Here is a 20,159-nt window from a genome sequence, read left to right as displayed (position 1 = left end):
GGTAACAGTTACCTCTGGTAGCATGACCCGGGTGATCGAACGTGTCAAGCGCGCCAGCAAGCAGTCCGGCAAGCACCCGGCTCCGGGGGAGGCCGCGACCGGCGACGCCCGGCGGGACCGGTGGCGCAAGCACCGCATCGCGCGGCGGGCGGAGTTCGTGGAGGCCGCGCTGCGGGCGCTCGACAGCCACGGTCCGGACCTGGGGATGGAGGACGTCGCAGCGGAGGCCGGCGTCACGAAACCCGTGCTGTACCGGCATTTCGAGGACAAGGCCGACCTGTACGTGGCCCTCGGGCAGCGCGGCACGGAGATCTTGTTCGAGCGCCTGATCCCGGCGATCAACGCGGAGCTCGCGCCCGTGCCGCGCATCCGCATGGCGCTGGACGCGTTCTTCTCCGTGATCGAGGAGCACCCGAACCTCTACCGCCTCCTGGCCCGCGGCGGCCTGCAGGAGAAAACGGTGACCGACGCCGACGTCGTCGCGGAGGACAAGGAGGTCATCGCCACCGCCCTGACCGCCCTGCTCGGCGACTACATGCGCATGTTCTCCATGGACTCCGGCGCGGCCGAACCGTGGGCGCACGGCATCGTCGGCATGGTCCAGAGCACGGGCGAATGGTGGCTCGACCGCCGTTCCATGAGCCGCGACTCCGTGGTCGAATACCTCACGCAGATCATCTGGGCGGCCATCGACGGGCTCACCCGCCAGCACGGCGTGGTGATCGACCCGAACCTGCCGCTGGAAGAGAACAAGGTCGTCCAGCTCGGCCGCAAAACCGAGTCCCCCGCGGACAGCGACGCGGGCTGAGCCGCTTTCTCTCGGTTTCTCTCGTTGGGAGGCTTTTATGAGCGACGAAGACGGTTACGCCGGCACTGCGACCCTTGTTGTCGACGGCGTGGAAATGGCTGTGCAGATCGACCTGCGCGGCTATTTCCAGCCGATCGACGGGTATTACCACTGGTACGGACGGGTTTCCACCTCCCCCGAGCTCTCCGCTGCGGTGGGCGGCCGGAAGACGGCTTGCACGGTGGTGGTGGGTGATCGTTCGGCTGCCGGCGAGCTTTCGGACCCGGACCCGTGGGGCCGCTACCGGATCATGGGGACGTCCACTCCGCCGTTCTCGGTGCCGACGAGCCTGGAAGAAGTGGAAGCGGCGACCGCCTAGGTCCAGCTGGCAACCGCCGGACCTTCAGAGCACGACCGCCCAGGCCCGACCAAGGGCAAGAAAAAGCCGCCCCAGGCCAAAGCCCAGGGCGGCTTTCCGGTAAAGCCTCAAGAACCGCCAGAACCGGCGAGACCTCAGTCGCCGACGCCGAAGCCGACCTTGCGGACGTCCGAGGGGGCGATCTCGACGTACGCGATGCGGTCGGACGGGACGATGTACTTGCGGCCCTTCTCGTCGTTGAGGCGGAAGAGCCCGTCACCGGCCGTCAGGGCCTCGGCGACCAGCTTCTCCACCTCGTCGGCGGTCTGGCCACTGGACACCACCAGCTCGCGCGGCGTGTCCTTGATGCCGATCTTGACCTCCACGTGGGACCTCCGCTGGAAATTCGTTGTCGTTACGCCTGGCAAGGCTAGCCCAACCGCAGCGCTGCGGTGTCGCGCCACCGCGTGGTGAACCGGCACTTCAGCCCAGACCGAGCGCCTGCATGCGCTTCGTGTGCCCCTGCTGCAACCGCCGGAACAACCCGGCGATTCCCGACAGGTCGCCGGAGCCGGAGACGATGAGTTCGGCCAGGCCATCGCGTTCGGCGACCACGTACTGGGCCTGCGTGAGGGCCTCGCCGAGCAGCCTGCGACCCCACAGCGCGAGCTTGTCGCGCGCCTTCGGGTCGGCCTTGATGCCGGCGGCGACTTCGCGCTCGGCGAACGCGGAATGACCCGTGTCGGCGAGGACGGTGAGCACCAGGTCCTTCGTCTCCGGGTCGAGCCAGCTGGCGATCTCGCGATACAAGTCCGCCGCGAGGCCGTCGCCGACGTAGGCCTTGACCAGCGATTCCAGCCACGACTTGGGCCGCGTCGACGCGTGCCAGGCGTCGACCTGGGCCACGAAGGGGCGCATGGCGTCGTCGACGGACACGCCGTGGGCGGCGAGGTGGGCCGAAAGCATGTCGAAGTGACCGATCTCGGCCGCGGCCATGGAGGCGAGCGCGGCGCGGCCGGCGAGCGTCGGCGCGGTGCGGGCGTCCTCGGCCATCCGGTCGAACGCGGACAGCTCGAGATAGGCGATCACGCCGAGCAGGTCGACGACGCCTTCGCTGATCTCTTTCGGGTCGGTCACGGCGACGAGGGTATCGCCGAACCCGTGGTCGACGCCGTGAAGAGACCGATCCCACGCCGCGCCGTCGCGCCCGGTACTGTTGAAAAACTCCTGACCAGGTACACTGCGGAAAGATAAACAAGGCTTCCGCACGTCTCATGGCTGCGGGAAACAGGCGGGCGACCGGCGCCACCAGGGCTGCCGGGGTTCGCCGAAATTTGTGCGTGCACGCCTCCAGCGGCATTCCCGGGAGGGCGGCTGCGGCGCCGAGCGTAACTCTCCGGTGCCCGTCAGACCCCCGGTCGAGTGTCGAGTGACAACCGGCCTGTGCGCGCTGGTCACGAGAGAGGCGATCACCCTGACCGCAGAACAGTCCACAACCGAAGAAACCACCACCCCCGCGGTCGCGCTGGAGCACAGCGAGTCCGGCCCGGCCGCGCTCGACACCTCGCACCCGCTGCAAGCGGGCGTCGAGGTCGAGCCCGAGGCGCCCACGTTCGCTTCGTTCGGCGTGAAGCCGGAGATCGTGAAGGCGCTGAGCGAGGCCGGCATCGAGCGCACGTTCGCCATCCAGGCGCTCACGCTCCCGCTGGCCATGGCGGGCGACGACCTCATCGGCCAGGCCCGCACCGGCATGGGCAAGACGCTGGGCTTCGGCGTCCCGCTGCTGCACCGCGTGCAGGTGCCCGGCGACGGCACCCCGCAGGTGCTCGTCGTGGTCCCGACCCGCGAGCTGTGCATCCAGGTCGCCAACGACCTCAAGGGCGCCGGCAAGCACCTCGGCATCCGCACGCTGGCCATCTACGGCGGCCGTCCGTACGAGCCGCAGATCGAGGCCCTGCGCAAGGGCGTCGACGTCGTGATCGGCACCCCGGGCCGCCTGCTCGACCTGGCCGAGCAGCAGCACCTGGTGCTGGGCAAGGTCCGCGGGCTCGTGCTCGACGAGGCCGACGAGATGCTCGACCTGGGCTTCCTGCCCGACATCGAGCGCATCCTGCGCATGGTGCCGGACGAGCGGCAGACGATGCTGTTCTCCGCCACGATGCCGGGCCCAATCATCACGCTGGCGCGCACGTTCCTGCGCCAGCCCACGCACATCCGCGCCGAAGAGAACGACGCGAGCGCGATCCACGAGCGCACCACCCAGTTCGTCTACCGGGCGCACTCGATGGACAAGCCCGAGGTCATCGCACGCATCCTGCAGGCCGAGGGCCGCGGGCTCACCATGATCTTCAGCCGCACCAAGCGCACCGCGCAGAAGGTGGCCGACGACCTGGTGGAGCGCGGGTTCGCCGCGGCCGCCGTCCACGGCGACCTGGGCCAGGGCGCCCGCGAGCAGGCGCTGCGCGCGTTCCGCTCGGGCAAGGTCGACGTGCTGGTGGCCACCGACGTCGCCGCGCGCGGCATCGACATCGACGACGTCACCCACGTCATCAACTACCAGTGCCCCGAGGACGAGAAGACCTACGTCCACCGCATCGGCCGCACCGGCCGCGCGGGGCGCACGGGTGTCGCGGTCACGCTCGTCGACTGGGACGAGATCCCCCGCTGGAAGCTGATCTCCGACACGCTGGGTCTGGACAAGCCGGAGCCGGTGGAGACGTACTCGTCGTCGCCGCACCTGTTCAGCGACCTCGGCATCCCGGAGGGCACCACCGGCCGGCTCCCGCTCGCGAAGCGGACCCGCGCCGGGCTGGCCGCCGAGGAGGAAGAGGACCTGGGCGGCAAGCGCCGCGGCCGTGGTGGCCGGGGCGCCGGTGCCGGCTCGGAAGACGCGCCGCGCAAGCGCACGCGGGCGCCGCGCAAGCGCACCCGCGGTGGTGCGAAGGCCGCTGAGGCGGTCGAGAAGGCGGACGCCGCTGCTGCTTCGTCCTCCGAGGCCGCTGCGACGGGCTCGGCTTCGGCCTCGGGTGAGGAGCGCACGCGCTCGCGTCGCCGCACCCGCAGCGGCGGCGGTGGTGAGTCGACCGGTCCCGCCGGTGCGGCCACCGCGTCGGCCTCGGTTTCGGGAGAAACCGGAGAAACGGGTGAGCGTCCGGCACGTCGGCGCCGTCGTCGCCGCCCCTCCGCGACGTCTGATACACCTGCGTCGGCAGACTGAGGGGAACAGCGGAGCCGACGGCGGGAGTCAGGTACGTGAGCGACCACGAGGACGGCGCACCGGACCAGTCTGAACCGGACGTTCCGGCTTTTGTCCCGCCTTCGGACTCCGGGGTGGTTTCGCACCGCCCGCTCGGCACCGAAGATGTTCTGCCCCCGTCGCAGGGCTTTCCGAGCCCGGTGACGGGGCCTCCCGTCCGCGTGCGGCGTTCGCCGTGGAACCGCGGGCGGGATCGGGTGATCGCGGCGTTGATCGCCGTGGTCGTGGTGGTCGTGGCGCTGGTTGTCGCATTGAACAGCGACAACCTGCACACCAGCCGCGCGCTCGCTTCGACGCCGCCGACCTTGCCGCCGGCGCCCGCGGCCGTGCCGGGTTCGATGGCTCAGCTGTGGCAGGCGCCCAGCTCGGCCACGCCCGTGCCGATCGGCGAGGGCGACACCGTGACCACCGCCGACGGCGGCGAGGTCGCGGGCCGCGACCCGCTCACCGGCAAGATCCGCTGGCACTACACGCGCGAGAACCTGCAACTGTGCACTGTGGACACTGCGTGGGGCCGCGTGAACGCGGTGTACCACAAGGCAATGGGCTGCAGCGAGGTCACGCAGCTCGACCCCACCACGGGCCAGATCACGGCCCAGCGCAACGGCGACGCAGAGCTCGGCACCCAGCTCGTCAGCGACGGCAGCCACGTGACCACCACCGGCAAGCACCTGCTCGACACCTGGCGCGACGACCTCGTGAAGAGCATGGAGTACGGCCAGGTCCCGTTCCTGGTCAACCCGAACAAGCAGCCGCGTACGGGCTGCACGTACGGCACGGTCGCCGCGGCCGCCGACAAGGTCGGCGTGATCGAGCGTTGCCCCGGCGACCCCCACGACCGCCTCACCGTCTACAAGGCGACGGCCGAACACGAGGACGAGCCGCAGGTCGTCTTCAGCTCCGTCCTGGCCGGCTCGCGCGCCCGCGTGATCGCCATGTCGGGCGACTTCACGGCCGTGCTGCTGCCCGACCAGAAGCTGCTGGTCATCTACGGCCCGGACGGCAACGAGCGCTCCGCCTACCCCATGGACCTCCCTGCGAGTGATCTCGCGGGCGACCCCGCGGGCGGCGTCGAACAGACCACCCGCACCGACAGCGGCGTGTACTGGTTCACGGGCACCAAAACCGTCGCCCTGTCCCGCGACGACCTCACCCCCCGCTGGACCCTCGACAGCACCCGCGGCCCCGGCATCACCTTCGCGCGCCAGCTCGTCGTGCCCATCAACGGCGGCCTGGCCGTGCTCAACGAATCCAACGGCTCCACCATCCGCACGGTCGGCGTCGACCGCGGCGGCTACAACGGCGTCGTCCGGCTCACGGCTTTGGGCCCGGTGCTGCTTGAGCAGCGCGGCCCTGTGGTTGCCGCACTGCGCTAGCGATCGTGACGATCTCGCGGCTCTGCTCGGTCAGGGGGCCGCGCTCCCAGTCGCCGAACCGCTCCTCGACGGCGAATCCGGCTGCCGCGACGAACGCGTCCAGCTCTTCGGGGCCGAGGAACCTCAGCGCCGCGCGGTCGACGCGCAGCACGGCGCCTTCGGGGTCGGCCGACGTCTCGGTGAACGTGATGACGTCGCCGACGACCGACTCGACCTCGTGCCACAGGCGGAGCGGGCGTGGCCGCGAGACCGTGACCTGGTTCGCGGGAGTCCAGTCCTCCCAAGCCTTTGCCTGCGGGTGGCGCGTCTCGAACGCGAACCTCCCGCCAGGCCGTAATGCGCGGCGGATGGCGCTGAGGGAGCAGCGCAGGTCTTCATCGGTGGTCAGGCACTGGAACGCGTGGCCGGTCATCGTGACGAGGTCGAACTCGGCCTCCGACCTGAGTGCGGCGGCCGTTCCTTCCCACCACTCGACGTCCGTGCACCGCCTCGCGCGGGCGAGCGCCGCACGATCGGGGTCGAGGCCGACCAGTCGACCTCGGTGGCCACGTTCGCGGGCGTGGTGCAACATGCCGCCGGTGCCGCAGCCGACGTCGAGGACGTCCTGCGCGCTCTCGACGAGGCCGTCGTAGAAGCGGTCCGCGGGGAAGTCGCCCCAGGTGTTGAGGACGTCGTACAGCTCGGCGGCTTCGTCGTCGGAGAGCGCCCGGGGCGTCAGGCCCACCAGAACACCGTGAGCGCCACGAAAGCGACCACCAGCACGCCGAGGCCCGCCAGGCCGGCCGTGCGGCCGTAGCGCCGGTCGGCGACCCGCTGCAGCACCAACGCGGCCACCGCGGCGACGGGGTGGCCCACCAGCAACAGCACGCTCGGCCCCGGCGCCCCGGTGGCGAGGCAGACCGCGCCGACGCCCAGCACGCCCACCGCCAGCACGGCCAGCCCCGCGGCGATCGACCCGGTGAAACCGCGCCACCAACGCCCGCGCGGCTTTCCCGTACTGACGGCCTCGATCCGCTGCGGCGGCGCGACAGGCACGTACTCAGCCGCCGCCTCGCCGGTCTGGGCCGCGGAGGCGGGGACGTACTCAGCTGCGGCCTCGCCGGTCTGGGCCGCGGAGGCAGGGGCGTCCTCAGCTACCTCGCCGCGCTCCGAGGCGGCGGCAGCTCCGGAATCGGTTCGGGGCATCTCGTTGGCGGGCGGCGGGGCGTCCACGGGTTGTGGCAAGACGCTGCTGCCCTGCGAGGCGTCGGTCGTGGTCTGCGCCGGGGCGGCAGAAGCGCGCTCAGCCGGTGCCACGGCCTCGGCCGAAGGCGCCGTCGCGTTGTCCGACACGTCGGCGCCGCCCGCCGCAGGAGCGGCCACGTCCGCCGCGGCCAAGGGGGCGGCGGTCAGTTCCTCGGTGTCGGGTGAGGCCACGGTGGGGGGTCCGTCCAATCATCGACTCGGAGGGAGGGTGGTCAGGGCGCCAGGAGGTCCCAGGGTTGGGACGCGGGGCCCGCCTGCTGGCCTTCCGCGCAGCTCGGGCGGAAGTCGCACCAGGAGCAGCGGCGGTCGGGGCGGGCGGGGAAGAGGGCGTCGCCGTCGGCGCCTGCGTCGAGGGTATCGGTGGCCAACCGCAAGTCGCCCGCGGTTTCTTCGGCGCGTTGGAGGTGGCGGTTCAGCGACTCGGGCGTGTGTTCGGCCGCGGCGATCGTGCCGGTGGGCAGGTGGTGGAGCTCGACTTTGGTGCAGGGCAAGCGAAGCGTGCGCGACGAAGCCACCGCGTACATGGCCAACGCCTGCGAAGCGCGGGCCTCGTACTCGTCGGGAGCGCGGCGACCGGTCTTGTAGTCCACGATCACCAGCTCGCCGCCGCGCTGGTCGATGCGGTCGGCGCGGCCCTCGATGATCATCGTGGGCCGTCCGCCAGTGGTGCTCACCGGCGCGGACACCCAGCGCTCGAGGCCGATCGGATCCTCGGTGACGTCGTGGTCCTCCACGTACTCCCCGACCCAGCCCTTGGCCCGCGCCCGGTAACGCGCGGCCTGCTCGGCGTCCTCGAACCCCGCGTCTTTCCAGTACTCGCCGACCAGCGCCATCGCGCGCTGCGCCGTGCGCTTGGCGACGGGCAGGTCGAACAACGCCCGCAACGCGTTGTGCACCACCGCACCCAGCGTGCTGTGCGCCCACGGGCCGGTGCGTTGCGGCGTGGGGCGCTCCAGGTAGCTCAGGCGGTAGCGGCGCGGGCAGTCCTCGAACGTGCTCAACCGCGCCGGCGACACCTTCGTGAGCCGCTGCGGCTGCTCGACGCCGAAATCGAACCCCAGCTGTTCCTTCACTCGACCCCCGTTCGGTTCCGGCGCCCACGCTACGCACCACCACCGACACTTTCCGGCGCGGGGGCGGCCTCTCAACCGAACGCCGCCGCATTGCGCTCACACCACGCGGCGAACGTCCGCGGCTCACGCCCCAGCAGCCGCGAAACCGTGTCGGTGCGCGAACCTTCGACGTCGGCGCGCATCAGCGCGGCGGTCTCCAGCAAGGCCTCGGCGAGTGCCGGCGGCGCCCCCGCCGGGAAGCGCGACCGCACGATCTCGTCGGGCGAGCTCGGCTCCCGCACCTCGATCTCCCGCCCCAACACGACGGACAGGATCGCCACCTGGTCCGCGACCGTCAGCAGTTCGCCTCCGGCCAGCACGTACTCCGCGCCCTCGTGCCCGTCCGACGTCAGCACCAACGCCGCGACGGCCGCGATGTCGGCGGTGTCGATCGGCGCCTGCCGGCCGGGTCCGAGGGCGTCCAGCACGTACCCGGCCCGCACGGATTCTCGCCACTCCAACGCATTCAGCATGAAACCGCCCGGCCGCAGGATCGTGAACGGGATTCCCGACGCCCGCACGAGCTCCTCGCGCTCGTGGTGCCAGCGGCCCATCATCGGCATCGGGTCGCCGAGCACGTTGCTGGACGACAGGTGCACGACGTGACGCACGCCGGCTTCGCGTGCCGCCACAACGGCGTTGGCCACGCCGGTGGTGCCCAGCCCCGGTGTCAGCAGGAAAAACCGCTCCACCCCCGCGAACGCCGCCGGCAGCGTCGACGGCTCCTCCACATCGCCGACAACGACCTGCGCGGGCAGGTCCGCCGCGCGGGCGGGATCGCGGGTCAGCACGCGGACGTCCGCACCCACGTCCGCCAGCTCGCGGACGAGATCACGGCCGATGTTCCCGGTGGCTCCGATGACCAGTAGCATGAACTCCCCAGATCGTTTGCCGTCTATTGACTTCAAGAAAACGTTAGCCGGGAAATGATTAGCCGTCAATCGATTGGGGAGGCGTGGTGCCCGAGTTCCTCGACCTGTTCAGCAAGACGCACAAGGCGGTCCGCGCGCTCTCCGATTCGGCGATGCGCGACCACGGCCTGCACGAGGGCCAGAACGTGCTCCTCGCCGCGCTCTGGGCCACCGACGGAGCCACCCCCGGCGAGATCGCCGCCCAGGTGCACGTCACCACGCCCACCGTGGTCAAGATGGCCACCCGCATGACCGCCGCAGGCCTGCTCACGCGCCGCCGCGACGACAAGGACAACCGCCTCGTCCGGCTGTGGCTCACCGACGCCGGGCGCGCGCTCCAGGAGCCGGTGGAGGCCGAGCGGCGCGAGCTGGAAGCCAAGCTCACGGCGAACCTCACCGAACCCGAGCGAGACCGACTTCTGGGCCTCCTGGCCCAGGTGCACACTTCGGCGAGTGAACTGCTGACGGAGCCCAGGAAGCTCCGCTGATCAGAAGTTCCCGGCGATGAAGCCCTTCACCGAGTTCGCCACCAGCTCCACGGCGATCGCCGCCAGCAGCAGACCCGCGATCTTCGCGACGAGCGTGATGCCGCTTTCCTTGATCAGCCGGATGACCACACCCGAGAAGCGCATGCACGTGTAGATCACGAAGTGCACGGCGACGATCGCGCAGCCCAGCGCGATGTACGCGCCGAGGTGACCGTCGGCCTGGCGCACGAACACGATCGTCGCCGCGATGGCGCCCGGGCCGGCGAGCAGCGGCGTGCCGAGGGGCACGAGGGCGACGTTGACGTCGTCGGCCGCCTCGGGTTCGGTGCCGCCCTTGCCCGTGAGCAGCTGCAGCGCGATGAGCAGGAGCAGCAGGCCGCCGGCGCCCTGCAGCGCGGGGATGCCGATGCCGAGGTACGCGAGGATCGCCTGCCCGGCCACCGCGAACAGCGTGATGACCAGCAGCGACACCAGCACGGCCTGGCGCGCCGCCTTCACGCGCGTGGCCATCGGCTTGCGGCCGACCAGGCTCAGGAACACCGGCACGGTGCCCGGCGGGTCCATGATCACGATGAGCGTGATGGTGGCGCTGATGAACAGCTTCGCGTCGAAGAACTGCGCGACGCCCATCTCAGCCCTTCACGATCTGCGACCCGGTGGCGCGCGCGACGAGCTGCTCGAACTGACCGGGGTCGGTCGTCTCCTGGCCGAGGCCGATCGTCTTGTTCGTGCCGTGGTAGTCGCTCGACCCGGTGCGGATGAGCCCCAGCTCGTCGGCGAGTTCACGCGTGCGGACGCGCGTGGCCGGCTCGTGGTTGGGGTGGTCGACCTCGACGCCGGTCAGGCCGCGACGGGCCAGATCACGCAGGGTGTCCTCGCTGATCGTCGCGCCGCGGCTGTACGCGAACGGGTGCGCGATCACCGTGACGCCGCCCGCGGCGACGATCATGTCGATCGCCTCCTCGACGGGGGTGTCGTGGCGCGGCACGTAGTAACCGCGGCGGCTGCCGAGGTACTCCGCGAAGGCCTCGTCGACGCTCGACACCAGCCCGGCGCGCACGAGCGCCTGCGCGAGGTGCGGGCGACCCGCCGGCGAGTCGGCGGGCAGCAGGCCCATGATCTCGTCGGCGTCGATCGGGAGCCCGTCGGCGGCCATGCGGTCCGCCATCGCGCGCAGCCGCGTGCGGCGTTCGGCCCGCAGGCGCGTCTGCTCGGCGACGAGCGCGGGCGCGGTCGGGTCGAAGAGGTACGCGAGCAGGTGCACGCTGATCCGCCAGCCCGTTTCCGGGTCGACGGACACGGTGGACAGCTCGGCGCCGGGAACGAGAGTCAGCCCGGGCGGGACGGCCTCCGCCGCCGGCGCCCAGCCGGCGGTCGTGTCGTGGTCGGTGATCGCGACCACGTCGAGGCCGACCCGGACGGCAGCTTCGACGAGCCCGGAAGGGCTGTCGGTGCCGTCTGAGGCCGTGGAGTGGGCGTGCAGGTCGATGCGCATCGTGACCATTCTCGACGATGCGCTGCGTCACAGCGACGCCGGTACCTGGGACAACGCCCGCAGGTCAGCCGACGGGCTTCTTGCCCCTCGCGGCACGCTGCGCCTTGATCATGGAGAAGCGCTCGGCCTGCTTCTGCTTGTCGCCGAACACGAGCTCCGAGATCGTGTCGTAGAACTCCTCGGGCCGCGGCAGGTAGTCGATGCGGTTCAGCGCCTGGATCTGACCGGCGGACTCGACGACCATCGTCCCGTACCCGAGCACCCGGCCCCAGCCGGGCCGCTCGTAGGTGAGGTCGGTGACCTTCGTGATGGGCATCATCAGCACCTTCGTGGTGATGACGCCCTTGGTCAGCACGAACCGCTTGTCCGTGACGACGAGGCGCTCCACCCACCACTGGACCACCGCGTAGGCGAACCGCAGCACGACCAGCAGCGCGACGTACCAGAGGATGTTCTGCACCACCCACAACGACGGTGGCAGCAGGTAGGAGACCAGCACGCAGACGGCGAGCAGGGCCGCCGCCTCGAACGTGTCCCAGAGCAGCACTGCCCAGTGGCGGCGGATGCGGATGACCCGCCGCTCGGTGTCGAGCAGGTACTCGTCGGGGTCGCGTGGCGCGAACATGTCTCGAGGTTATCCCCCGTCAGCCGTTGAAGACGTTGCTGACGAACGAGACCACCGATTCGGCCGAGCTACGGAGGAAGTCGACGATGTTGCCGACGAGACCTGCCGCCTGGTTCGGCTGAGCGATCACGAAGAACAGCACCAACGCGATACCCACGAGACCCGCAAGCTTCTTCGCGTTCACAGCGATCAATCCCGTCTCTAAACGTGGCACCGGAAAACTGACTTTCTACGTTGTACCGCACCAACCACCCACGCGGCAGGAAAGTCCCGCGCATGGGTCAGCAGGCCGTCCGAAGTGTACCGTATGGCTACTCTCCGTGTACAGCGTGACGAATCTATGGTTGACACCCATGGACACCCGAGTGCCCTGCGTGGGCGGCATCGTGTTCGACGACCAGGGCAGACTGCTGCTCATCCAGCGTGGCCACGATCCGGGCAAAGGCCTCTGGTCACTGCCCGGCGGCCGCGTGGAACAGGGCGAAACGGACGCCGAAGCCGTCGTCCGCGAGCTGCGGGAAGAGACCGGACTCGACGTGAGCCCGCACACATTCGTGGGCATGGTCGCCCGGGGCCCCTACGACATCCGGGACTACGAGTGCGTCGTCACGGCCGGAACCCTCACCGCCGGCGACGACGCCGACGATGCCCGCTGGGTCGACTCGGCCGAACTGGTGGATTTGGACACGTCGGGCCGGCTCGTGGACTTGCTTTTCATCACGCTGCGTGACTGGGGTGCGTTGCCGCGAGCCTGATTCCATCGGTGCAATTGCGCGACACGGCGATTGCTTGCGCGAATGTTCGTGGTTTTCGCACGCCGGTGAATGGTGTTATCTCCGCACAGACCGCCGGATGAGCACGGGAAATGCGGAGTTGAGCAATTCCGTATCAATGCCCGTGCATATGAAGACGCAAGCGCGCACGGTCCACGGGTGTGACTGATGGGGTGAATGTGACACAGGTGACACAGCGTGCAGCCGGTGCACCTGCGCCGGCGGTCAGGCCGGCAGCCAGGTCATGCGCTGGCCGTGCGGCGACGTCCGGGCCAACGTGCGGACGACCGGCTTCCCGTCCGACCACGTGACCAGGCCGAGTACGCCGGCGTCCGACGGGTCCGGTGCCAGGGCGTCCAGGTCGGTGCGGTCGGGCAGCAGCAGCTTGAGGCCCGCTTCGTAGAAGCCCTGCGTGACCCACCACAGGGGGCGCGTGGCCGCGAGCGCGGCCAGCTCGGCCACGAAGTCGGCCCGGCGGTCACCGAAATAGGCCAGCGCGTGGCTGGTCAGGACCACCAAGGGCAGCTCGGCCGGCAGCGTCGCCGCGGCCGCGGCCAGGTCGTCCACGCCGTCGCCGGCGATCAGGGGCGGGACGTGCTTGCGCTGTTCCGCGGCGGCCGTCCGCAGCAGGCGGATGCGGTCCGGCTGGTCGGCCCAGACACAGGCCTCCAGCCAGGCCAGCTCGTCCTCGTCGGCGAGGTCGACCGGCGCGCGGTCCAGACCGGCGCGCGCGGCGACGGCGACCTTCTTCGGCAGCTTCGGCAGCACGGCGCCGGGCGCGAGGTCCAGGGCGCAGTGCAGGCCGACGGCGGCCTTGGCCGGCCCGGCGACGAGCTGCTCGCCGCCGTCGCACTGGTAGCGGTAGGAGAAGCGGTCCAGGCCGAGCAGCAGACCCGCGCTGCACCCCACCTCGAGCAGGGCGATCTTGCCGCCCGCTTCCTTGGCCGCCGCCGCGACCGCGGGGTACACCAGCGACGCGCGGCGGACCTCGTTGGTCTGGGTGTAGCGCGTCGAAATCAGTTCGCGGGCCTTGTCCGCGCGCTCCAGCAGGAAGGTGCGGAACAGCGGCCACGTCTCGTTGTCCACGCCGTCGAACCCGCCCAGTGACGGGTAGTAGCGCGACAGCGGGTGGATCGGGTCGGCCTGGATGAGGCGGTGGGCGGCGGCCAGCAGCAGGGTGCCGCGAGCCTCGCCGCCGCGGGCGTCGGTGAGCAGGCCGGCGACGTCGTCGTCCTCGGCCGCCTGCGTGGCGAGGTGGTCGTACAGCGGCGAGACCCCGCGCGCCTCGACCTCGGCGAACGTTCGCAACCGCCGCTTGATCTCTTCCAGGGCGATGGCCACCCGCGCTCCTCCTCGAACAGCTCCGTACCGGGGTAACGCCGCCTGAGCCACTTGCGACACTCACCGGTGGTGAGGAGTACCCTCGACCATTGGTGTTCGTGCGTCAACGCGAGCCCCACCACTCTCCGCGTCTCACGATCGCGCCGGCCCGAAGGAGGTGAGGAACGCCCCATGAGTAGTGGCGATAGTCCGCTCCCTAGTAGTCCCAGCGTTCCCGCCCAGCCGGCCGGCCGATTTTTCTCCTGGTAGTCCGGCGAACAGGGAACGCCGGTGATGCCGGACGGACGCTGAAGTCCGCCTGGCCGTCGTCTTCGGGTTCCACCACGACGCCAGCCCAGGAGATCCCATGCCTGCCATCCCCTCCCTCGGAGGCCTTCGCGGCCGCGGCGGCAGCCGCACCAAGCCGATGCTCGAGCGGCCCATCCCCGTGCCCTTGTCGGCGTACGTCGTCGACTGCGCGGTGTACGTCGACGGCGCTCGCTTGCCCGGCCGCTGGACGCATTCCGAGGCCATCAAAGAGGTGCGCAAGCGGCACGCGGGGTTCGTCTGGATCGGACTGCACGAACCGGACGGAGAGCAGATCCAGGGCATCGCCGACACGTTCGGGCTCCACGAGCTGGCCGTCGAAGACGCGCTCGAAGCCCACCAGCGCCCGAAGCTCGAGCGCTACGACGACACGCTCTTCCTGGTGCTCAAGACCGTCCGCTACGTGGAGCACGAGTCGCCGACCACAGCCAACGAGATCGTCGAGACCGGCGAGCTCATGGTGTTCCTCGGCCGCGACTTCGTGATCACCGTGCGCCACGGCAACCACTCCGGTCTCGCCCGGCTGCGCCGCGACATGGACGACGACCACGAGCGCCTGAGCCTCGGCCCGGCCGCGGTGGTCCACGCCATCGCCGACCACGTGGTCGACCACTACCTCGAGGTCTCCAGCCGCATCGAGTCCGACATCGACGAGATCGAGGCGCAGGTCTTCGCACCGCGTTCGCTGGTGAGCGCCGAGCAGATCTACCTGATGAAGCGGGAAGTGCTGGAGCTGCGCCGCGCCGTGCTGCCGCTCGCCACGCCCGTCTCGCGTCTGGCCGAGGGCTACACGCGGCTGGTGCCCGACGAGGTGCGTTCGTACTTCCGCGACGTCGCCGACCACCTCGTGACGGTGTCCGAGCGCGTGGCCGCGTTCGACGAGCTGCTGAGCACCCTGGTCGACGCCACCGTCGCGAAGATTTCGCTGCAGCAGAACACCGACATGCGCAAGATCACCGCGTGGGCGGCGATCATCACCGTGCCCACGATGGGCGCGGGGATCTACGGCATGAACTTCGACTACATGCCCGAGCTGCACTGGAAGTTCGGCTACCCGATCGCGGTCACGGTGATCTTCGCGATCTGCCTGCTCCTGTACCGAATATTCCGGAAGAACGGCTGGCTCTAGGCCGCCACGCGGTCCCCGTTCCTTCACCCGGTAGCGCTACAGGAGCACCCCCATGCCTCGTTTGCTGACCAACCTCAAGTTCTGGGCCCTGGCCCTCGGGATCGTCTGGATCCTCGGCATCGTCACCGTGATCAGCCTCAACCCGGGGTTCTCGCACGGCATGAAGTGACGCCACCAGGCCTTACCCTGGGCGCATGCCCAAGGCACTGGTGGTGGCCGACGAGGTCGACGAGCGGTTGTGGACCGGTGCGGTCCGCTCGCTCGACGTCGACCTCGTCGTCGCCGCCGGTGACCTGCCCTACGACTACCTCGAATTCCTCGCCGGCGCGCTCGACGTGCCGTGTGTGTTCGTGCCGGGCAACCACGATCCCGACCTGAGCGGCTACACCCGGTACGGCGGACTGTCCATGAAGGACGGTTTCCCGACCGAGTGGCCCGGCCCCGCGGGCGGGATCAACGCCGACGGACGCGTGGTCGACGTCGCCGGCCTCCGGTTCGCCGGGCTCGGCGGCTCGATCCGCTACAACGACGGCCCGAACCAGTGGACGCAGCGCCAGCAGTCGCGCCGGGCCCGCGGGCTGGAGCGGCGCGCGAAGTGGCGGCGCCGCCGTGACGGGCGCGAGGTCGACGTGCTGCTCACCCACTCCCCTCCGCTGCACCTCGGGGACCGCGAAGACCCACCACACCGCGGTTTCGCCTGCCTGCACCGCACGATCGCCACGCTGCGGCCGAGCTGGCTGCTGCACGGCCACATCCACCCGCACGGCGAACCGGTGCCCGACCGCGTGGTCGGCACCACCCGCGTGCGCAACGTGGTGGGCCACCGGATCATGGAGTTCCCGCGATGACCAGACCCACGGGTTTCCCTCGCGCCGACGCCGAACACGACTTCCTGCGTGCCCGTCGCGGCCAGGTCCTTTCGCGACTGTCCACCTGGCTGCGCCGCGAGCCCGACGACGTGAACATCATGCTGCCGTTCCACGAAGTCGTCGACGCGCTGGGTTACGCGGGCGAGTCGCGCATCGGGCTGCGAGTGATCACTTTGGATTCGATCGTGGGCACGGTGGACCGCAGCCGCGACTTCGACCGCCGCTTCCGCCCGACGTCCGGGCGCGTGCGCGAACGCTGGGAACGGCTCGCGCTCGCGGCCCGCCGCGGGGAGGCGATCCCGCCGATCGAGGTGTACCGCGTGGGCGAGCTGCACTTCATCATCGACGGCCACCACCGCGTGTCCGTCGCCCACGCGCAGGGTGTGTCCACAATAGAGGCCCAGGTCACGGTGGTGCGCACGAAGCTCAACCCCACCGGCATCCGCTACCGCGGCGACCTGATCGTGAAGGACTACCGGCGGCTGTTCCTCGAACGCGTGCCGCTGACCGGCCACGCGCGGGCGTCGGTGATCATGTCGGACCCGTGGGACTACGCGCAGCTCGGCGAACACGTGGAAGCCTGGGGCTTCCGGCTCATGCAGGACGAGGGCCGCTTCACCGACCGCGCCAAGCTCGCACAGCGCTGGTTCGACGAGGAGTTCACGCCCGTCACCGGCATGCTGCGCCAGGCCGACCTGGTCGGCGACCGCACCGACGCCGAGGCCTACCTGTGGGTCGCCGCCGAGCGGTACCGGCTCATCCGCACCCACCGCTGGGACGACGACGTGATCGAGGCACTGCGCTCGCGTCGCCACTGAGCTCTTGTCAGGATCGCCCTGACGTCGCTAGCGTCAGGGCAGTCCTGACACGCTCCTGGGGAGGTCCCGCGATGACCGACGACAGCTACTGCTCCTTCTGCCTCAAGCCCGCCAACGAGGTCGGCAAACTCATCTCCGGCTCCGGTGTGTACATCTGCGACGGCTGCGTGGGCCTGTGCGGCGAGATCCTCGCCGGGCAGCACGAGCCGGCCACACCGGAAGTCACGCTGTGGGAACGGAAGTCCGACGACGAGATCCTGCAGAGCATCCCGCGCATGGCCATGGTGAGCGCCCAGGCCGACGCACGCATCCAGGCGCAGGTGGATCTGCTGCGCTCGCGCGGCGTCGCCTGGGCGCGCATCGGTGAAGCGCTGGGCGTGACGCGGCAGTCGGCGTGGGAACGGTTCTCAGCCGACAAGTGAGCCATGAGTCGATCGTCGGCCTCAGGCCCATCGGCGCACTCAGCTGCCTTGACGGACCTCGCTCCCCTCCCATACGTTTAACGTGTTGGTTAAATGTATGGGAGGTGGGAGTGGCCGGCACCGATCAGCTCAGCGCCGTCTTCTCGGCACTCGCGGACCCGACTCGGCGGGCGATCCTCGCCGAACTGGCCGAGCGCGATGCCACGGTCACCGAGCTCACCGCGCCTCTCGCCATCTCGATGCCGGCGGTATCGCGACATCTGAAGGTGCTCGAACGCGCCACGCTCATCTCGCGGACGCGTTCCGGCAAGTGGCGCGCGAGCCACCTCGAAGCTGCCCCGCTGCGCGAGGCGGCCGACTGGATCGAGCGCTACCGGAAGTTCTGGGACACGTCGCTCACCCGCCTCGATGCCCACCTCGCCGCTGTGCAGGCCGCTGAACGCGCAACGGACTCGACGGAGGGCGACCCCACAACGCCCACCGACACGGCCTCGGACCACAAGGAGCCCTGATGCAGGCAGAACCCCCGCAGATCGACATCTCGCGCGTGCTCGACGCGCCGCGGGAGCTCGTCTACCGAGCCTTCACCGAGCCGGACCACTTCGTGGCCTGGTGGGGCCCGATCGGCAATTCGTTGCCGCGCAAGGAGATCGACTTCGACGTGCGCCCGGGCGGCCACCAGCGATGGACGGAGGTCTCCCCAGCCGATCCCGGCATTCGGGTCCACGTCTACGTCGAGCTCACAGACGTCACCGACGGCGAGCTCCTCGACGGCCGCATGCACGTCACCGGTCAGCTCCCGGACGGCATCGAGCCGTTCGAGACGAGACTCCGGGTCGAGTTCTCCGACGAGGCCGACGGGCGGACGCGACTCGAGATCCGCCAGTGGCTCCCCCGGCACCAGACCGGCAATGCCGAGCAGGGTTGGCGCGAGGCGTTGACCAAGCTGGACGCCGCACTGATCGGTACCCGCACCTCGCCGTCGAGCGTCGAGGTGTTGTGACATGGCCAAGCTGATCTACGTGACGAACATGTCTCTCGACGGGTACATCGAGGACAAACACGGCGCCTTCAACCTGTACCCGCACAACGACGACGTGTTCGCGGCCACCACCGACCTCATCCGTGCCGTGGGCACGTTCCTCTATGGACGCCGGCTGTACGAAACGATGGCCCCTTGGGAAACCGACGCCGCCCTCGCCGCGCAGTCCGGCCTCACCGCCGACTTCGCGACCGCCTGGCAAGCGGCGGACAAAGTCTTCTACTCCACGACACTGGCCGCGGCGTCAACCGCCAAGACCCGGCTCGAAAAACGCTTCGATGCTGATTCGGTGCGCGCGATGAAGGCCTCAGCCACCAGCGATCTCACCGTGGGGGGCGCACACCTGGCGGCGCAGGCGTTCACGGCCGGGTTGGTCGACGAGTGCCGGCTGTTCGTCTGGCCCAGCATCATCGGCGGCGGAAAGCCGGCGATGCCCAGTGACGTTCGCGCCGATCTGGAACTCCTCGATGAGCGCCGATTCGACAACGGCGTCGTGCATCTCCGGTATCGCGTCGTGACCTGAGCCTCCAGGACATGGCCGGACCCGTCCAATGGCTCGATCAAGCGGCCAGCGTCTTTCGCAGCCACGGGTAGACGGTGCCCGTCCACACCTGCTGGCCGAGGCCGGCGCAGTGGCCGTCGGCGCCTTCGGCCGCGGTGAGCTGCACGACCTGGGCATTTGTGGTCAACGCGTCGCGCAGCTGCGGTCCGCCGCCGGCCGTGAAGTCGTGTTCCGACTCCACGAGCAGGGCCGGGCAGGTGATGTTCGCCGCGTCGGCCAGCATCGTGAAGCGGCGCAGCTCGGCGAAGTACTCGCGGACGGAGTCGAGGCCGTGCGCCGCCATCCGGGCGCGGAAGAACTCCGCGCGGTCGGCGTTGCGGCGCATCTGCACGCGCACCACGGGTGCGGCCGCCAGCGCCGCGGCACCGGACGGCACCCGCGCGCCCAGGTCCGGCTGCGCCGGGTCGCACACGAGAGCGGCGATCCGGTGCTCGGCGGTCGCGGCGCGCGGGGCCAGGTAGCCGGCGAACGACCGGCCCACGAGCACCACCTTCGCCGGGTCGGCCTCGGGCCGGTCGAGCAGCCAGTCGAGGACGGGGGTGAGCACGTGTTCGAAGTCGTGGCGCAGGTACCGGTGCTGGACGTAGAGCGTCTCGCCTTGCCCGGGGCCGTCGAAGACGAGCACGTTGTAACCGCGGTCGACGGCGGCGGGCACGTCGAGCCAGCCGGACTCGGCCGTAGAGTCGTAGCCGCACGGCAGCACGACGGTGGGCCGCGGTGTATCGGAGGCGTGCGGCGCGAAGAAGTAGCCGTGCAGAGTCGTGTCCTCGTACGGGATCCGCACCGCCTCGGCCGGGTGTTCGAGGAGCTTCACGGCGTCGGCGAACGCCTCGACGTGACCACGGTAGGCCGTTTGCAGCCGCGGATCGTCCACATCGGACCGGATGAAGAAGTACGCCTGGCGGAAGTACTCGCTCGCGCGCAGGAACGCGTGCCGCGCGCTCACGCGGTCACCCGCCGCCAGCGCCGAGTCCGCCGCCACCCGGGCCCGATCCGCCGGGGCCGACCACGCGTCGTACCAGCCGCCGCCGGAAAGCTTGCCGACGCCGCGCGCCGTCGCGAACGCCTCGCCGAGGTCGGCCGCGTGCACCACCGCGGCGTTGAGCGTGCGCGTGAACTGGCCGTCGTAGCCGGGATCGCTGAAGAACACCTTCGCCGGATCCGTCATGCCCGGTCAGTCGGGCACGCCACGACACGGGTTACCGGCATTGAAAAACGAACGGTCCCTCCCCGGCCGGGCCGGG

At 70.2% G+C, this 20,159-nt stretch carries 25 protein-coding genes; 13 read left to right on the top strand and 12 right to left on the bottom strand.

Annotation, left to right across the window (positions count from 1 at the left end):
- Positions 1-22: 22 nt before the first annotated feature.
- Together ACQPXB_RS06135 and ACQPXB_RS06130 are read left to right on the top strand one after the other, a co-directional pair.
- On the top strand, positions 23-808 hold the full coding sequence (locus ACQPXB_RS06135; RefSeq protein WP_366575171.1) for a TetR/AcrR family transcriptional regulator: 786 nt from the start codon (positions 23-25) through the stop codon (positions 806-808).
- 37 nt (positions 809-845) lie between these two features.
- Positions 846-1,166, top strand: coding sequence for a DUF4873 domain-containing protein (locus ACQPXB_RS06130; RefSeq protein WP_366575173.1), 321 nt, complete (start codon positions 846-848; stop codon positions 1,164-1,166).
- Positions 1,167-1,300: 134 nt separating this feature from the next.
- Here ACQPXB_RS06130 and ACQPXB_RS06125 read toward each other — a convergent pair whose 3' ends face one another.
- Positions 1,301-1,531 carry a DUF3107 domain-containing protein gene (locus ACQPXB_RS06125; RefSeq protein ID WP_220246448.1) on the bottom strand — a complete coding sequence of 77 codons (231 nt, stop codon included), beginning with the start codon at positions 1,529-1,531 and terminating at the stop codon, positions 1,301-1,303.
- A 97-nt stretch (positions 1,532-1,628) separates the two neighbouring features.
- Positions 1,629-2,282, bottom strand: a complete 654-nt coding sequence (locus tag ACQPXB_RS06120; RefSeq protein ID WP_366575175.1) for a ferritin-like fold-containing protein — start codon at positions 2,280-2,282, stop codon at positions 1,629-1,631.
- A 292-nt stretch (positions 2,283-2,574) separates the two neighbouring features.
- Here ACQPXB_RS06120 and ACQPXB_RS06115 point away from each other — a divergent pair, with 292 nt between their 5' ends.
- Positions 2,575-4,362: a DEAD/DEAH box helicase gene (locus ACQPXB_RS06115; protein ID WP_366575177.1), complete on the top strand. Its 1,788-nt coding sequence runs from the start codon at positions 2,575-2,577 to the stop codon at positions 4,360-4,362.
- A gap of 35 nt (positions 4,363-4,397) precedes the next feature.
- Positions 4,398-5,777 carry an Rv3212 family protein gene (locus ACQPXB_RS06110; protein ID WP_432850008.1) on the top strand — a complete coding sequence of 460 codons (1,380 nt, stop codon included), beginning with the start codon at positions 4,398-4,400 and terminating at the stop codon, positions 5,775-5,777.
- Here ACQPXB_RS06110 and ACQPXB_RS06105 read toward each other — a convergent pair.
- The 4 genes from ACQPXB_RS06105 to ACQPXB_RS06090 all read right to left on the bottom strand — a co-directional run bounded on the left by ACQPXB_RS06105 (position 5,716) and on the right by ACQPXB_RS06090 (position 9,006).
- Positions 5,716-6,501 carry a class I SAM-dependent methyltransferase gene (locus ACQPXB_RS06105; RefSeq protein WP_432850006.1) on the bottom strand — a complete coding sequence of 262 codons (786 nt, stop codon included), beginning with the start codon at positions 6,499-6,501 and terminating at the stop codon, positions 5,716-5,718. The genes ACQPXB_RS06110 and ACQPXB_RS06105 overlap by 62 nt on opposite strands.
- Positions 6,492-7,193 carry a hypothetical protein gene (locus tag ACQPXB_RS06100; RefSeq protein WP_432850004.1) on the bottom strand — a complete coding sequence of 234 codons (702 nt, stop codon included), beginning with the start codon at positions 7,191-7,193 and terminating at the stop codon, positions 6,492-6,494. Before ACQPXB_RS06100 ends, ACQPXB_RS06105 begins: the two co-directional genes overlap by 10 nt.
- 41 nt (positions 7,194-7,234) lie before the next feature.
- Positions 7,235-8,095, bottom strand: coding sequence for a RecB family exonuclease (locus ACQPXB_RS06095; protein WP_386946742.1), 861 nt, complete (start codon positions 8,093-8,095; stop codon positions 7,235-7,237).
- Between the two features lie 71 nt (positions 8,096-8,166).
- The gene (locus ACQPXB_RS06090; RefSeq protein ID WP_432850002.1) at positions 8,167-9,006 is read right to left on the bottom strand and encodes an NAD(P)H-binding protein; all 840 of its coding nucleotides are present in this window, start codon (positions 9,004-9,006) and stop codon (positions 8,167-8,169) included.
- Between the two features lie 86 nt (positions 9,007-9,092).
- Here ACQPXB_RS06090 and ACQPXB_RS06085 point away from each other — a divergent pair, with 86 nt between their 5' ends.
- A complete protein-coding gene (locus tag ACQPXB_RS06085) occupies positions 9,093-9,533 on the top strand; it encodes a MarR family winged helix-turn-helix transcriptional regulator (RefSeq protein ID WP_366575189.1) in 441 nt (146 codons plus the stop codon).
- Here the strand turns inward: ACQPXB_RS06085 and ACQPXB_RS06080 are convergent, their stop codons facing one another.
- Genes ACQPXB_RS06080 through ACQPXB_RS06065 form a run of 4 tightly spaced genes read right to left on the bottom strand, consistent with a single transcriptional unit; the run spans position 9,534 to position 11,837 of the window.
- Complete coding sequence (locus ACQPXB_RS06080) at positions 9,534-10,163, bottom strand: MarC family protein (protein WP_364059240.1); 630 nt, start codon at positions 10,161-10,163, stop codon at positions 9,534-9,536.
- 1 nt (position 10,164) lies between these two features.
- On the bottom strand, positions 10,165-11,037 hold the full coding sequence (locus ACQPXB_RS06075) for a PHP domain-containing protein (protein ID WP_432850000.1): 873 nt from the start codon (positions 11,035-11,037) through the stop codon (positions 10,165-10,167).
- 55 nt (positions 11,038-11,092) lie between these two features.
- The gene (locus ACQPXB_RS06070; protein ID WP_220246440.1) at positions 11,093-11,653 is read right to left on the bottom strand and encodes a PH domain-containing protein; all 561 of its coding nucleotides are present in this window, start codon (positions 11,651-11,653) and stop codon (positions 11,093-11,095) included.
- Between the two features lie 19 nt (positions 11,654-11,672).
- The gene (locus tag ACQPXB_RS06065) at positions 11,673-11,837 is read right to left on the bottom strand and encodes a hypothetical protein (RefSeq protein ID WP_285970301.1); all 165 of its coding nucleotides are present in this window, start codon (positions 11,835-11,837) and stop codon (positions 11,673-11,675) included.
- Positions 11,838-12,006: 169 nt separating this feature from the next.
- Here ACQPXB_RS06065 and ACQPXB_RS06060 point away from each other — a divergent pair, with 169 nt between their 5' ends.
- Positions 12,007-12,408 (top strand): NUDIX hydrolase, encoded by a 402-nt coding sequence (locus ACQPXB_RS06060; RefSeq protein WP_366575193.1) that lies wholly within the window; start codon positions 12,007-12,009, stop codon positions 12,406-12,408.
- Positions 12,409-12,651: 243 nt separating this feature from the next.
- Here the strand turns inward: ACQPXB_RS06060 and ACQPXB_RS06055 are convergent, their stop codons facing one another.
- A complete protein-coding gene (locus ACQPXB_RS06055; RefSeq protein WP_366575195.1) occupies positions 12,652-13,767 on the bottom strand; it encodes a DUF2332 domain-containing protein in 1,116 nt (371 codons plus the stop codon).
- Positions 13,768-14,113: 346 nt separating this feature from the next.
- On the opposite strand from ACQPXB_RS06055, the gene corA reads away from it, so the two are divergent.
- The 7 genes from corA to ACQPXB_RS06020 all read left to right on the top strand — a co-directional run bounded on the left by corA (position 14,114) and on the right by ACQPXB_RS06020 (position 18,876).
- The gene (corA, locus tag ACQPXB_RS06050; protein ID WP_366575197.1) at positions 14,114-15,202 is read left to right on the top strand and encodes a magnesium/cobalt transporter CorA; all 1,089 of its coding nucleotides are present in this window, start codon (positions 14,114-14,116) and stop codon (positions 15,200-15,202) included.
- Between the two features lie 194 nt (positions 15,203-15,396).
- Positions 15,397-16,050: a metallophosphoesterase family protein gene (locus ACQPXB_RS06045; protein WP_366575199.1), complete on the top strand. Its 654-nt coding sequence runs from the start codon at positions 15,397-15,399 to the stop codon at positions 16,048-16,050.
- On the top strand, positions 16,047-16,889 hold the full coding sequence (locus ACQPXB_RS06040; RefSeq protein ID WP_366575201.1) for a chromosome partitioning protein ParB: 843 nt from the start codon (positions 16,047-16,049) through the stop codon (positions 16,887-16,889). The genes ACQPXB_RS06045 and ACQPXB_RS06040 overlap by 4 nt, the downstream gene beginning before the upstream one ends.
- Positions 16,890-16,960: 71 nt before the next feature.
- The gene (locus tag ACQPXB_RS06035) at positions 16,961-17,311 is read left to right on the top strand and encodes a ClpX C4-type zinc finger protein (RefSeq protein ID WP_386946730.1); all 351 of its coding nucleotides are present in this window, start codon (positions 16,961-16,963) and stop codon (positions 17,309-17,311) included.
- A 110-nt stretch (positions 17,312-17,421) separates the two neighbouring features.
- Positions 17,422-17,823, top strand: a complete 402-nt coding sequence (locus tag ACQPXB_RS06030; RefSeq protein WP_366575203.1) for an ArsR/SmtB family transcription factor — start codon at positions 17,422-17,424, stop codon at positions 17,821-17,823.
- Positions 17,823-18,314, top strand: a complete 492-nt coding sequence (locus ACQPXB_RS06025; RefSeq protein ID WP_366575205.1) for an SRPBCC family protein — start codon at positions 17,823-17,825, stop codon at positions 18,312-18,314. Before ACQPXB_RS06030 ends, ACQPXB_RS06025 begins: the two co-directional genes overlap by 1 nt.
- 1 nt (position 18,315) lies before the next feature.
- Positions 18,316-18,876, top strand: coding sequence for a dihydrofolate reductase family protein (locus ACQPXB_RS06020; RefSeq protein ID WP_432849994.1), 561 nt, complete (start codon positions 18,316-18,318; stop codon positions 18,874-18,876).
- A gap of 37 nt (positions 18,877-18,913) precedes the next feature.
- On the opposite strand, the gene ACQPXB_RS06015 is transcribed toward ACQPXB_RS06020, so the two are convergent.
- Positions 18,914-20,083 carry an alpha/beta hydrolase family protein gene (locus ACQPXB_RS06015; RefSeq protein WP_366575209.1) on the bottom strand — a complete coding sequence of 390 codons (1,170 nt, stop codon included), beginning with the start codon at positions 20,081-20,083 and terminating at the stop codon, positions 18,914-18,916.
- Positions 20,084-20,159 lie beyond the last annotated feature (76 nt).

Origin of the sequence: Amycolatopsis sp. CA-161197, from assembly GCF_050942255.1 — a bacterium.
Taxonomy (GTDB): domain Bacteria; phylum Actinomycetota; class Actinomycetes; order Mycobacteriales; family Pseudonocardiaceae; genus Amycolatopsis.
This window is presented reverse-complemented; position numbering and strand designations above follow the sequence as displayed.

What these genes read in the sequence shown, in the direction of transcription:
- ACQPXB_RS06135 (WP_366575171.1), top strand. Translation starts at nt 23, where the DNA reads ATGACCCGGGTGATCGAACGTGTCAAGCGCGCCAGCAAGCAGTCCGGC.
- ACQPXB_RS06130 (WP_366575173.1), top strand. Translation starts at nt 846, where the DNA reads ATGAGCGACGAAGACGGTTACGCCGGCACTGCGACCCTTGTTGTCGAC.
- ACQPXB_RS06090 (WP_432850002.1), bottom strand. Translation starts at nt 9,006, where the DNA reads ATGCTACTGGTCATCGGAGCCACCGGGAACATCGGCCGTGATCTCGTC.
- ACQPXB_RS06080 (WP_364059240.1), bottom strand. Translation starts at nt 10,163, where the DNA reads ATGGGCGTCGCGCAGTTCTTCGACGCGAAGCTGTTCATCAGCGCCACC.
- ACQPXB_RS06075 (WP_432850000.1), bottom strand. Translation starts at nt 11,037, where the DNA reads ATGGTCACGATGCGCATCGACCTGCACGCCCACTCCACGGCCTCAGAC.
- ACQPXB_RS06070 (WP_220246440.1), bottom strand. Translation starts at nt 11,653, where the DNA reads ATGTTCGCGCCACGCGACCCCGACGAGTACCTGCTCGACACCGAGCGG.
- ACQPXB_RS06060 (WP_366575193.1), top strand. Translation starts at nt 12,007, where the DNA reads ATGGACACCCGAGTGCCCTGCGTGGGCGGCATCGTGTTCGACGACCAG.
- corA (WP_366575197.1), top strand. Translation starts at nt 14,114, where the DNA reads ATGCCTGCCATCCCCTCCCTCGGAGGCCTTCGCGGCCGCGGCGGCAGC.
- ACQPXB_RS06045 (WP_366575199.1), top strand. Translation starts at nt 15,397, where the DNA reads ATGCCCAAGGCACTGGTGGTGGCCGACGAGGTCGACGAGCGGTTGTGG.
- ACQPXB_RS06040 (WP_366575201.1), top strand. Translation starts at nt 16,047, where the DNA reads ATGACCAGACCCACGGGTTTCCCTCGCGCCGACGCCGAACACGACTTC.
- ACQPXB_RS06035 (WP_386946730.1), top strand. Translation starts at nt 16,961, where the DNA reads ATGACCGACGACAGCTACTGCTCCTTCTGCCTCAAGCCCGCCAACGAG.
- ACQPXB_RS06025 (WP_366575205.1), top strand. Translation starts at nt 17,823, where the DNA reads ATGCAGGCAGAACCCCCGCAGATCGACATCTCGCGCGTGCTCGACGCG.
- ACQPXB_RS06020 (WP_432849994.1), top strand. Translation starts at nt 18,316, where the DNA reads ATGGCCAAGCTGATCTACGTGACGAACATGTCTCTCGACGGGTACATC.
- ACQPXB_RS06015 (WP_366575209.1), bottom strand. Translation starts at nt 20,083, where the DNA reads ATGACGGATCCGGCGAAGGTGTTCTTCAGCGATCCCGGCTACGACGGC.